At 62.3% G+C, this 12,325-nt stretch carries 12 protein-coding genes; all 12 read right to left on the reverse strand.

Features of this window, described 5'->3' with window-relative positions; translation table 11 throughout:
• Positions 1-190 precede the first annotated feature (190 nt).
• Positions 191-610, reverse strand: coding sequence for a helix-turn-helix domain-containing protein (locus tag C1M53_RS02060; RefSeq protein WP_129410718.1), 420 nt, complete (start codon positions 608-610; stop codon positions 191-193).
• Positions 611-746: 136 nt separating this feature from the next.
• Complete coding sequence (gene lnt, locus C1M53_RS02065; RefSeq protein WP_129410719.1) at positions 747-2,336, reverse strand: apolipoprotein N-acyltransferase; 1,590 nt, start codon at positions 2,334-2,336, stop codon at positions 747-749.
• A 101-nt stretch (positions 2,337-2,437) separates the two neighbouring features.
• Positions 2,438-2,935, reverse strand: coding sequence for an SRPBCC family protein (locus tag C1M53_RS02070; RefSeq protein WP_129410720.1), 498 nt, complete (start codon positions 2,933-2,935; stop codon positions 2,438-2,440).
• A gap of 86 nt (positions 2,936-3,021) precedes the next feature.
• Positions 3,022-3,363: a metalloregulator ArsR/SmtB family transcription factor gene (locus tag C1M53_RS02075; protein WP_129410721.1), complete on the reverse strand. Its 342-nt coding sequence runs from the start codon at positions 3,361-3,363 to the stop codon at positions 3,022-3,024.
• Positions 3,364-3,421: 58 nt separating this feature from the next.
• Positions 3,422-4,498 carry a hemolysin family protein gene (locus C1M53_RS02080; protein WP_129410722.1) on the reverse strand — a complete coding sequence of 359 codons (1,077 nt, stop codon included), beginning with the start codon at positions 4,496-4,498 and terminating at the stop codon, positions 3,422-3,424.
• A 26-nt stretch (positions 4,499-4,524) separates the two neighbouring features.
• The gene (gene ybeY / locus C1M53_RS02085; RefSeq protein WP_129410723.1) at positions 4,525-5,007 is read right to left on the reverse strand and encodes an rRNA maturation RNase YbeY; all 483 of its coding nucleotides are present in this window, start codon (positions 5,005-5,007) and stop codon (positions 4,525-4,527) included.
• 36 nt (positions 5,008-5,043) lie between these two features.
• On the reverse strand, positions 5,044-6,093 hold the full coding sequence (locus C1M53_RS02090; RefSeq protein WP_129410724.1) for a PhoH family protein: 1,050 nt from the start codon (positions 6,091-6,093) through the stop codon (positions 5,044-5,046).
• Positions 6,094-6,119: 26 nt separating this feature from the next.
• On the reverse strand, positions 6,120-7,511 hold the full coding sequence (miaB, locus tag C1M53_RS02095; protein WP_129410725.1) for a tRNA (N6-isopentenyl adenosine(37)-C2)-methylthiotransferase MiaB: 1,392 nt from the start codon (positions 7,509-7,511) through the stop codon (positions 6,120-6,122).
• A gap of 57 nt (positions 7,512-7,568) precedes the next feature.
• Positions 7,569-8,363 (reverse strand): 1-acyl-sn-glycerol-3-phosphate acyltransferase, encoded by a 795-nt coding sequence (locus tag C1M53_RS02100; RefSeq protein WP_129415980.1) that lies wholly within the window; start codon positions 8,361-8,363, stop codon positions 7,569-7,571.
• A gap of 26 nt (positions 8,364-8,389) precedes the next feature.
• On the reverse strand, positions 8,390-8,881 hold the full coding sequence (locus C1M53_RS02105; protein WP_129410726.1) for an N-acetyltransferase: 492 nt from the start codon (positions 8,879-8,881) through the stop codon (positions 8,390-8,392).
• Positions 8,881-9,555, reverse strand: coding sequence for a tRNA (adenosine(37)-N6)-threonylcarbamoyltransferase complex dimerization subunit type 1 TsaB (tsaB, locus tag C1M53_RS02110; RefSeq protein ID WP_129410727.1), 675 nt, complete (start codon positions 9,553-9,555; stop codon positions 8,881-8,883). The genes C1M53_RS02105 and tsaB overlap by 1 nt, the downstream gene beginning before the upstream one ends.
• A 362-nt stretch (positions 9,556-9,917) precedes the next feature.
• On the reverse strand, positions 9,918-12,095 hold the full coding sequence (locus C1M53_RS02115) for a malate synthase G (RefSeq protein WP_129410728.1): 2,178 nt from the start codon (positions 12,093-12,095) through the stop codon (positions 9,918-9,920).
• Positions 12,096-12,325 lie beyond the last annotated feature (230 nt).

Raw genomic sequence — 12,325 nt, forward strand, 5'->3', positions numbered from 1 at the left:
TCTAGAAAGCAATCGGCAGACTGCCGATCTGGCGGGCCACGTGTTAGCGGGGCCGCGCCAGACTCGTCAAGATGATTGCAGGGTAACGGATACCGAAGGCAGGCACGGCAATAGAACAAAATACCCGGGACTGCCGGATCGTGAGCGAAGCCGACCGCTGCGCTGCAACAGCGGAAAATCGTCTGCTGGATTAGCCTGCTTCGTCGCCGGCGAGAGACTTCACCAGATCGATGATCCGCCGGCGGACCTTCGGGTCAGCGACCTTCACGAATGCGCGGTTGAGCTGAAGTCCTTCCGGGGTGGAGCAGAACTCCGCCGCCAGAGCCATGGCGTTGTCCTCTGCGAAACCGCTGCGCGTGGTACCATCCTGTCCCGGGGCGTCTTCGAAAAAGAAGGAAACAGGTACGCTCAGGATCGAAGCGATGGCCTGGAGGCGGCTGGCACCGACACGATTGGTGCCTTTCTCGTACTTCTGAATTTGCTGAAAAGTTATTCCGAGGTTCTCGCCAAGTTTTTCCTGGCTCATTCCCAACATGTTACGCCGAAGTCTGATGCGGCTGCCGACATGAGTGTCAATTGGGTTTGGTTTTTTCTTGTTTTCTTCTACCATCTTGTCCTCGCCGAATTCTTCCGGCTTCTTGTGTTTTTTGACGCCTAACCTCTGACCAGAGCTCCCACCTCACCGAAAAGCAACAGCGTGCGAAAGATGCCAACCGCTCCATAATGGATTTCTAAAATACTGGCTGTCAATTCGCCGGTAGCTTGTGCCTTACCGAAAAGACGAAAGCAATCAGGGCGAGGGCGAGCATAATCAGATATCCGTTAACGCGCCGTTGGCCGGTTGAAACGACATCGGATACCGATGCGACAGGGATGCTCAGGTCGATGGTGTCGCGTGCATTGATTGCCAGCGCGTCGAGGATTCGGCCGCGCGCATCTACGGCTGCGGAGATGCCATTGTTAGCCGCACGTAACAGAGGCATTCCATTTTCCACTGCGCGTATCTGTGCCTGACGGAAATGCTGGTAAGGGCCGGGTGTATCGCCAAACCATGCATCGTTGGTAAGGTTCACAATAAGCTGACTTGACGCAGCGTCAACTGACACTTCCTCAGGAAAAATGACTTCGTAGCAAATGAAAGGCAGCCCCCGGATCGCACCGGGCAGCAAAATCGGGTGCCGGTCGTTTCCGGCGGAGAACATCGTCGGGCCGGCAACCAGTTGTTCTATGCCGACGCGTCGCAAAAGATCAGCGAAAGGCAGATATTCGCCGAACGGCACGAGATGGATCTTGTCGAACGCATCGGCGATCTCTCCCTTGTCGTTGATGGCAACCACCGAATTGTAGTAGCGCGTGTCGGCATTGGCCGACGCCCCTTCTTCCCGCACCGCTCCGGCAATCAGCATCTGGCCGTCGGCCAGCATATCGCCGAGCGCAGTCAACGCATCCGGCCGCTCGGTGAACAGGAAAGGCACCGAGGTTTCCGGCCACAGGATCAGCTGAGGCTTTTTCTTGCCGGGCTCCGGCGTTTTCGATGACATGCCAAGCAAGGTCGCGAAAATACGATCGCGTACCGAGGCGTCCCACTTCTCCCGCATGTCGATCGACGGCTGGACAATGCGAACGTCGACCGTCTTGTCGGCCTGGACTGGTGTCGTAAGCCGCAGATAACCAAAACCGAGATGCGCGCAGACCAAGGCCAACGCCAGGATCGTGCCCACAGCAAGATTGCGCCGCCCGGCCAGCAGCGCAGGCATGGCGAAGACGAAAACTGCGAGCGCAGTCATGCCGTTCATGCCGATCGCCGATACGCTCTGCATCAGCAACGGAACGGGCATGGCCGCATAGCCGACCGCATTCCAGGGAAAGCCGGTCAGGACGAAGCTGCGCAGCCATTCCGACAGGGCAAAAGCAAAGGCGAGTGCTGCAATGCGACCCAAGCCACTGCTCCATAGAAGTCGGGCAACAGCAGTGGCGAAACCATAGAAGAAAGCCAGCAGAAGCGGGATGCCCACCACGGCGAACGGCAGTGCCCAGGCGTAGTCATCTGCTTCCACGAGCAGTGCCTGTCCGATCCACCACAAGCCTGCGAGAAAGTAACCGAAACCGAACCACCAGCCGACAGCAAATGCCGGCCGCAGCCGCCTCAGGGTACCACCGGAGACCTCGCCCGTGGTGCCATCGAGCAACCAGACCAGAACCGGAAAGGAAATGAAGCAGACGGCGAAGAAATCATAGGGAGCCTGTCCGAAAACCGCCAGCGCGCCGGCCAGAAAGGCCGCCAGCGCGCGTCGCCAACCCCAGAGCAGAACTATCCGGCCGGCGAGGCGCTCCATGCATTTTTCCGAGTCGCGAGAATCATGGCCGAAGGTGTATCAGGCCACGCCCCACGCTCCAAATGCCGGCATGTCCCGACCACGCCGGGCACTTGCCGGCATCACGCCGATTTGAGCACGAGCCGTTCGGACGGCTCGACCAGTTCGGCGAGCTGCCTGGCTACCGTGCCCCATCCGTCATGGAACCCCATCTCTTCGTGCATGTCGCGTTCAGACTTGCTCCTGTGCATGACGTGAGCCGCGTAATCCGTGCCTTGCGGATGCTCGCGCAGCGTGATGATCGCAGTCATGAAAGGCTGGTCGGCGGGGCGCCAGCCCCCGGTAAGCGTGTTGGTGAAGACGATGCGCTCCTGCTCATCGATGGCCAGGAAGCAGGCATCGAGATGCGGCTGGAACGGACCACCGTCCTCGCTGATGCGCGTGACGAGAGCGCCGCCTGGACGAAGCTCCATCTTCTCGACCTTGCATTTGGCCGGCGCCGGTATCCACCAGCGCGCGAAGCTGGCCGGATCGGTCCATGCGTTCCAGATGGCGGATCGCGGCGCCCTGATGACGCGCGACAGGGTCAGGTCGGTCTCGGGATTCACGGTCTGGGTCATTCCGGCTTCTCCTTGTTCTGTTCCGAACGAAATGCCGCGGCATTTCGCTCTGGCTCGTTTGCCGCATGATCGTTGTCCGAAAAAGTCTACAACTTTTCGGGATCATGCTCAGCGAGAACGAAACGCTCCAGGCGGTCGTTGCGGCCTTCCCAGACCGCGCGCTGCGCCGACAGCCAGGTTTCGATCATGCCGAACTGCTTGGTTTCAATGGCGCAGGTGCGTACGCGCCCCTGCTTTTGCGTGCGGATCAGGCCGCTGCCTTCGAGAAAGTGGATGTGCTTCATGAACGACGGCAGAGCCATGTCGAACGGCTTGGCGAGATCGCTGATGCTGGACGGCCCCTTGCCGAGCTCCGTCAACACCGCGCGCCGTGTCGGGTCGGCCAGCGCCTGGAAAATTCCGTCCAGATGTGTCGAATACTGATCCATAAGGCTAAGTATCACTTCAGGACACTTAGCGCAAGAGCTAACTATAATTTGCGAGAGTTCAGGCCTGCTCGGCGCGCGCGCGGCGGCGGCGCTCGATCGCCTTCTGGCTTTCGATGATGCGGACACGTTTCACGCGGCGCGGATCGGCGTCGAGGATGTGAAACTCGAAGCCCGGAATGGCCTGGACCACCTCGCCCCGCGCCGGCACACGACCCAGCGTGTTGAAGATCATGCCGCCGATCGTATCGACCGACTCGCCATGCTCACCGGCCGCGAAATGCTCGCCGATCATCTTGGCGACGTCATCGATTTCCGCCTTGCCATCGACCACGTAGATGCCGTCGCCGGCCTGGGTGATCATCGGCTCGTCGTCGTCGTGCTCGTCCTCGATGTCACCGACGACCATCTCGACGATGTCTTCCAGCGATGCGAGACCGTCTGTGCCGCCATACTCGTCGATCACCAGCGCCATCTGCGTCCGCGCCGCCTGCATGCGGCCCATCAGGTCGGAAGCCAGCATCGACGGCGGCACGAACAGCACCGGCCGGATCAGGCTGAGATCGCCGATGGTGCGGGCAAGATCGACCTGGGTAAGGTTGAGAAGTGCCGCAGCGGGCGTCTTGCGGCTGGCCCGGCCCGGTTTCTTGACGCGCGCAAGGCGCGTGATGTGGGCGAGCACGTCGCGGATGTGAACCATGCCGCGTGGATCATCCAGCGTCTCGAAATAGACAGGCATGCGGGAATGCCCGGACTGCTCGAACAGCACCAGCAGGTCGCCCAGTGTCGTGCCGATCTCGACAGCCTGGATATCGGCTCGCGGCACCATCACGTCTTCGACGCGAACTTCGCGCAGGCGCAGGATGTTGTTGAGCATCGCCCGTTCGCCGGGCGAGAAGGATTCCGTGCCGGACTCGGTTTCGGCAAGCGCGTCGGCGATTTCCTCGCGCAGCGAAGTCCCGTTGCGCTGGCGGAAAAGACCCAGGACGCGCTCAAACAGGGATGGGCCGGCAGAAGAAGGCTCGCTCGCTACACTGCCGGAGCTGGTACTCGGACTGGGTGCTTCTTCCGTCTTCCCGGAAGCCTTTAAGGCACTGCCGACGTCCGTGGGGGCGGCAGTCTCTGATTTCTCGTTCATCGTCGTCCGGTCAATTGAATGTTTAGTTACGCATAAGGATCGGGAATGGCAAGTCTCGCCAGCGCCGCGCGCTCGACCGCTTCCATCTCCTCGGCCTCGTCATCGGTCTCGTGATCATAGCCCAGCAGGTGCAACAGGCCATGGATCACCAGATGGCTGACATGGTTCTCGACCGGCTTTTTCTCCTCGGTCGCCTCGCGGGCCACCGTCTCGGCGGCCAGCACGATATCACCGAGCATCGGCGGCAGCCGGCCCCCTTTGGCCGGAGGAAAAGCCGGGAAGGACAACACGTTGGTGGGTTTGTCCTTGTCGCGCCACTGCGCGTTCAGTGCCTGGATGGCGGCGTCATCGGTGAAAACGACGCTGAGCTCGGACGTTCCTGCCAGCTTGAGCTCGGCAAAGGCAGCAGCAGCGGCGCGCTCGACAAGGCCAAGCAATCTTGCCTCGGACGGCCAGACGCCAGCCTCGACCACGAGATCGATATCGAGCGGCAGGTCAGGCAACGTCATCGAGCCCTGTACTGACAGGGAGGCATACCGAAGAAATCAGTTGTCCGCCCCAAGGCCTCGGGAAACCTTGCCATCGCGGTCGTAGGCGCGAACGATCTCGCCGACCAGCGGATGACGCACGACGTCGCCATCGGCGAAACGCACAGTGATGATGCCCGGGACCCCGTCGAGGACGCGCAGCGCTTCCACTAGGCCCGACTTGGTGTTGGGCGGCAGGTCGATCTGGGTCGGATCGCCCGTGATGATCATGCGCGAATTCTCGCCCAGACGCGTCAGGAACATCTTCATCTGCATCTGGGTGGTGTTCTGCGCCTCGTCGAGGATGACGGCGGCATGCGCCAGCGTACGTCCACGCATGAAGGCCAGCGGCGCGATCTCGATGACTCCTGCTCCGATGGCACGCTCGACCTTGTCGCCCGGCATCATGTCGTAAAGGGCGTCGTAAAGCGGACGCAGGTAAGGATCGACCTTTTCCTTCATGTCGCCGGGCAGGAAGCCCAGCCGCTCGCCCGCCTCGACCGCCGGACGCGACAGGATGATGCGCTCGACCATGCCACGCTCCAGCAGCATCGCGGCATGCGCGACCGCCAGATAGGTCTTGCCGGTACCGGCCGGACCAATGCCAAAGACCAGTTCCGAACGCTCCAGGGCGCGCATATAGGCGTCCTGGTTCAGCGAACGGGCATAGATGGTCTTCTTGCGGGTCGAAATCTGTGCGGCGGACACCTTGCCCTTGCGTTCCATCGTCGGCAGCACCAGCTGGTCATCGGCAGCAACCGCCATGCGCACGGCGCCATCCACGTCCGACTGGGCGATATCGGCGCCCTTCTGCAGGATATCGTAGAGATTGTCCAAGGCACGACGCGCCTGTTCGGCGGCGGTCGAAGAGCCCTTGATGGTGAGTTGGTTGCCACGCGAACGGATGTCGACGCCGAGCTTCTGCTCCAGCCGCGCCAGGTTCTCGTCAAACTGGCCGTAAAGCGCACTGGCCAGCTTGTTGTTGTCGAAGGTCAGAACGATATGCGCCATATCCGAGGCCCCGGATGCAGTGCTGGGGGGCACATTCTTCAGTTCAGTGGCGCTCAAACGTCTCTCCTCATCTGATCCGTTATTCAGATAGGCTCGGCGTACAGACTGTTGAAGCCCGGCCGCGTGATTCGCACCTCGATAATGTCACCGATTTCGCCGACCTTTTCATCAACAATCACTGGCTGCAGCCACGGTGACCGCCCGACCTTCTGACCGGCCTGACGGCCGGGCTTCTCGATCAGCGTCGTCATGGTGCGCCCGACCATCGAAGCGGTGAAAGCCTGCTGCTGTTCGACCAGCAGCGCCTGCAGCACATGCAGGCGTTCGTCCTTCAACGGTTCCGGTACGTGACCTTCCATTTCGGCCCCCGGCGTGCCGGGGCGCGGCGAATATTTGAATGAGAAGGCGGACGCATAGCCCACTTCCCGCACCAGCCGCATCGTGTCTTCGAAATCGGCATCCGTCTCACCGGGAAAACCGACGATGAAATCGCCCGACATCGCAATGTCTGAACGCGCGGCGCGGACGCGGTCGATCAGCCGCAGATAGTCCTCCGCCTTATGGCGACGGTTCATCGCCTTGAGGATGCGATCCGAACCCGACTGTACCGGCAGGTGCAGATAGGGCATCAGGGTCGGCAGGTCGCGATGCGCGGCGATCAGTTCGTCATCCATGTCGCGCGGGTGGCTGGTGGTGTAGCGCAGTCGGGCGATGCCGGGAATTTCGGCCAGGCGATAGAGCAGCCGCCCCAGTCCCCATTCGGCGCCATCCGGCCCTGCCCCGTGCCAGGCATTGACGTTCTGGCCAAGCAGCGTCACTTCGCGCACGCCGGCCTCGGCCAGCCGTTCAGCCTCGGCGATGATCTGGGCGACAGACCGCGACACTTCCGAGCCGCGGGTATAAGGCACGACACAGAAGGTGCAGAATTTGTCGCAACCTTCCTGCACGGTAAGGAAAGCCGCGACGCCACGCTTGGCGACCTGCGCGCGTTTCGGCTGCGGCAGGTGTTCGAACTTGTCCTCGAGCGCATATTCGGTTTCGACCACCTTACCGCCGCCACGGACACGCGCCAGCACGTCCGGCAGTCGGTGATAGGTCTGCGGGCCAATGACCAGATCGACGGCCGGAGCGCGACGGATGATCTCGCGGCCCTCGGCCTGGGCGACACAGCCGGCAACGCCAATCAGCATCTCCCGGCCCGCGGCTGCCTTCTCGTTCTTCAGTTCGCGGATACGCCCGAGCTCCGAGTAAACCTTCTCGGCAGCCCTCTCGCGGATGTGGCAGGTGTTGAGCAACACCAGGTCGGCATCTTCGATGACGCTGGTTTCGGCATAACCATCGGCCGCGAGCGCATCGGTCATGCGCTGCGAGTCATAGACGTTCATCTGGCAGCCATAGGTCTTGACGAAGACCTTCTTCGACTGAGGCGTGTCGACACCCTTTTCAGGGTCCGGTGAAAGCGTTTCCAGTTCCATGCGGCGGCTTCTAACGCTTTTTCATCCTGAAAAACAGCCGTTTCCAGCGAGGACCGCTTACTTCGCAGGTTCGCTCAGCGCTGCCTGCATCATCTCACGCACACGCGCTTCGACGACACGCGCCGTCTCCTTGCGGTTGGATCGCCCGGAGAAGGCCACCGGCTCGCCGAAATGCACCTCGACATCAAGGCCGCCCTCGGCAAGCAAGGTCATGAGATGCGGGCCCAGATCCTGGTCGCCGATCCAGGATGCAACCGGTCGCCAGCGCCTGCCGAGCGGCACGCCATGCAGGCGGGTGTAGGCGATCGCCACCGGCTGGATGAACACCTCGTCGGCCGCTCCCTCGGCGATCGCCATGGAGGCAGCGCCAAACAGCGTGGTCTTGAACGGCAGCACCATATTGCCGTCGCCGGTGGTGCCTTCCGCGAACAGCACCATGGCGTCACCCTTGGCCAGCCGGGCCCCGATCTCGTTGGCCTGGTCGCCGGAGGTGCGCTTGCGCTCGCGTTCGATGAAGACGGTGCGCTGCAGCTTCGACAGCTTCCCGATCGCCGGCCAGTTCACCATATCGGCGCGGGCAATGAACTTCACATCGACCAGCGAGCCGAGGACGAGAATGTCGGTCCACGAGATATGGTTCGAGGCAACCAGCAGCGGCCGCTGGTTGGACAAAGTGCCGTGGACGTGGACGCGAAGGCCGAGGGCGCGCGCCATGGCGCGGTGCCAGACCTTCAGGATGACGGTTTCCGGCCACCATCCTGTCTTCATCGAGATGAGCTGCAGCGGCACCAGCACAACGGTTGCCAGAACGACATAAACGAAGGCCAGAACTGTTCTGATTTTTCCGACCATCATGTCTCCGATACAGTCTACAGGCGCTAACGGAGATCGCGCCGCATGACAAGCGCGCCGGTCGGACCATGTTCTGGAGAACGATAATAGTTCGGCCGCTTGCCGACCTCGCGGAAGCCAAGCCGACGGTAGAGGGTCAGTGCCGCGACATTGGTCTCGTCGACCTCCAGGAACAGCGCCTCGGCGCGCTCGCCGTGCAGGCTGCGCAGCACCGCATCCATCAGCTGCCAGCCGAGCCCTTGCCTGCGATGGGTGCGGGCGACTGCAACCGTCAGGATTTCGCCCTCGCCCGCGGCAAGCCTCGCCAGCACAAAACCGACCGGCGGCTCGGCACCGTGGCCGACCTCACGGGCGGCGAAGCCGAAAACGGTGTCCTGGCCAAGCAGCGTGGCGAATTCGCCATCGGTCCATGGCCGCACGAAATCCTCGTGATGCAGCGACGAAACGGCAGCGGCATCCGCAATGGTCAACGGATCGAGCGCATATTCGCGACGCGGCGAAAAAAACGGAATGCGCATCACCCGGCCCTCGGCAAGACAAAACCGGCCTGCGGCTTGGCGTCGGCATCGCGCAGATAGACCGGCCTGGGCTTCTCACCCGGCCCCTTTGCCGCCGCCAAGCGCGCATAGGTGGCGATGTCGGCGGTGGCGACAAGCGGACCAAAATCGAACCCGCCGCCGGCAGCCGCAGCAACTACCTCGGCAGCCGTACCGGCAAGCACCGCTGCATTCTCCCGCGCCATCGCGGAAGCTTCCTCCATAGTGGCGATGGCGGGGCCGTGACGCATGCCGCCATCCGCGCCAAACAACGCGGCATGGATTTCGCCACGTCCACCGTCGAGCACGGCCAGCACCGAACGACCCGGAAAGGCTGACGCGGCTTCCGCGGCCAGCGCTTCCAGCGTGGTGACGCCGATCGCGGGAATCTTCAATGCCAGTGCCAAGCCACGCGCCGTGGAAACACCGACACGAATACCGGTGAACGAACCGGGCCCCGTCGAGATGGCGATGGAGGCGAGATCGGCGAAGGGGATGCCCGCTTCGGCCAGCGCCTTGTCGATGACCGCCAGCAGATGTTCGGCATGGCCCTTGCCGAGGTCGAGGACATGCCGGCCCGCAATCTGGCCCGTCGCCGTGTCGTAGACGCAGGCGGCGCACAGGTTGGCGGAGCAATCGATGGCGAGCAGTTTCATGTCCGCCTCGCGTAACCGATCGCCGCGCCGGCTACAAGCCGGCTTGATGTTGGAGCCACTCGGCCTGCCGAGGTCTGGTGCGTCCTTCGAGGCTCGCCCGCTCAGGGTTGCGCCTGCTGTTCAACAGCCTGCTGGCTCGCACCTCAGGATGAGGACCGCCGGGCATTGGCAACAAGTTCCGCAACGTCTCGAACCTTGAGTGCCGTTGCACAGCGGTCCTCATCCTGAGGTGCGAGCCAGCAAGACGCTCGAAAGTGAGCATGACATCTGGTAGGCGAGCCTCGAAGGACGCACCTCCAGCGAAGCGATGGCGAAGCGCGGCGACCAGTGCCACCAAGCCGACCGCGACTCCTTATGATCGCTTAGGCGGCGCCTAGCTTGGCCTTCAGTTCGAGACGGCGCTTGTGCAGCACCGGTTCGGTGTAGCCGTTTGGTTGGTCACGACCCTTGAACACCAGGTCGCAGGCGGCGCGGAAGGCGATGGACTGGTCAAAATCCGGCGCCATCGGGCGATAGCTCGGATCACCGACATTCTGCGTGTCGACGATGACGGCCATGCGCTGCAGCGAATCCAGCACCTGGATGTGCGAGCAGATGTCGTGGTGCAGCCAGTTGGCGATGTGCTGCGAGGAGATGCGCAACGTGGCGCGGTCTTCCATCAGGCCGACATCGTTGATGTCCGGCACCTTGGAACAGCCGACGCCCTGATCGATCCAGCGCACGACATAGCCGAGGATGCCCTGCGCGTTGTTGTCGATCTCGCGCTGGATCTCGTCCGGTGTCCAATTCGGGCGCTTGACCACCGGCACGGTCAGGATGTCGTCGAGCTTGGCCTTCGGCCGGCTCTTCAGGCCTTCCTGCACGGCGTGCACGTCGACCTTGTGATAATGCGTGGCATGCAGCGTCGCCGCTGTCGGCGACGGTACCCAGGCGGTGTTGGCGCCGGCCTTGGGGTGAGCGATCTTCTGTTCCAGCATCGCCGCCATCAGGTCGGGCATCGCCCACATGCCCTTGCCGATCTGGGCATGGCCGGCGAGGCCGCATTCCAGACCCGTGTCGACGTTCCAGTTCTCGTAAGCCGATATCCAGGCCGCCTGCTTCATGTCGCCCTTGCGCAGCATGGCGCCGGCTTCCATGGAGGTATGTATTTCATCACCGGTGCGATCGAGGAAGCCGGTGTTGATGAACACCACGCGCTCTTTCGCGGCGCGAATGCACTCCTTGAGGTTGACGGTGGTGCGCCGTTCCTCGTCCATGATGCCCATCTTGATGGTGTTGGGCTTCATGCCGATCAGATTTTCGACGCGGTCGAAGATCTCTACGGCGAAGGCGACTTCCTCCGGCCCGTGCATCTTCGGCTTGACGACATAGAGCGAGCCTTCGCGCGAATTGGCGCGGCGGCCGTTCTCGCCGACATCGTGCAGTGCGATCAGTGCGGTGATCGCGGCATCCATGATGCCTTCCGGCACTTCCGTGCCATCCGAAAGCAGGATGGCCGGATTGGTCATCAGGTGGCCGACATTGCGCACCAGCATCAGCGAGCGGCACTTGAGCGGAAAGGTCGAACCGTCCGGCGCGGTGTAGTCGAGATCGGGATTGAGCTTGCGGGTGAAGGTCTTGCCGCCCTTGCTCACCTCTTCGGCAAGGTCGCCCTTCATGAGACCCAGCCAATTGCGGTAGACGACGACCTTGTCCTCGGCATCGACGGCCGCGACAGAATCCTCGCAGTCCATGATGGTGGTAAGCGCCGATTCCAGCCAGACGTCGGAGATATGGGCGGCATCGTTCTTGCCGATGGTCGAGCTGGAATCGATCAGCACCTCGATGTGCAGGCCGTTGTTGGCCAGCAGGAACTGGTTCGGGCTGGCCGCCTCGCCGAGATAACCGGCGAACTGTTCCGGCCGCTTCAGGCCGGTTGTGCGGCCGCCGTTGAGCGATATACGCAACGCGCCGCCGGTCACCGTGAAGGAGCGCGCATCCTGCCAGGCAGCGCCGTCGAGCGGTGCCGCCTCGTTGAGAAAATCACGCGCCCAGGCAATGACCTTCTCGCCGCGTTTCGGGTTGTAGTGCTTGCTCTTCTCGGCGCCGTCGGTCTCAGGGATGGCGTCGGTGCCGTAGAGCGCGTCATAGAGCGAACCCCAGCGCGCGTTGGCGGCATTCAGCGCGTAACGCGCGTTCATTACCGGCACGACCAGCTGCGGACCGGCCACGACCGCGATCTCCGGGTCGACATTGTCGGTGGAAACGCTGAAGGCCGGACCTTCCGGCAACAGATAGCCGATCTCTTTCAGGAAATCCTTGTAGACGGCGGTATCGACCGGCGCGCCGTTGTCGCGATACCAGCGGTCGATCTTCTCCTGGAAATCGTCGCGTTTCTTCAGCAGCGCGCGGTTTTTCGGCGCGAGATCATGCACCAGTTTGGAAAAGCCAGCCCAGAAATCGGCGGCGTTCACGCCGGTGCCGGCCACGGCTTCATTGCCAACGAAGTCATGCAGTTCGCGGGCGATCTGCAATCCGGCGATCTCGATCCGATCGGTCATATAGACAGTCTCCAGAAATGCCGCCCGGGAGCAAGGCGGCCAAGCAGGTTCCGCAAAAGTGTCCCACGGTTTTGCGGCGGGAACCTGCGGCAAACAAAAAGCCGGACCAACCGTGCACGGTTGGTCAGGGATCGGCGGGCTTTGGCATGTCAGCGCCGCCTGGTCAATTCGTCGTCAGTCGCAAACCGGGTGTCGTTGCGGAACAATCGATTTAGGCTCCTGCGAAGCTG

Source organism: Mesorhizobium sp. Pch-S, assembly GCF_004136315.1.
Classification (GTDB): Bacteria; Pseudomonadota; Alphaproteobacteria; order Rhizobiales; family Rhizobiaceae; genus Mesorhizobium.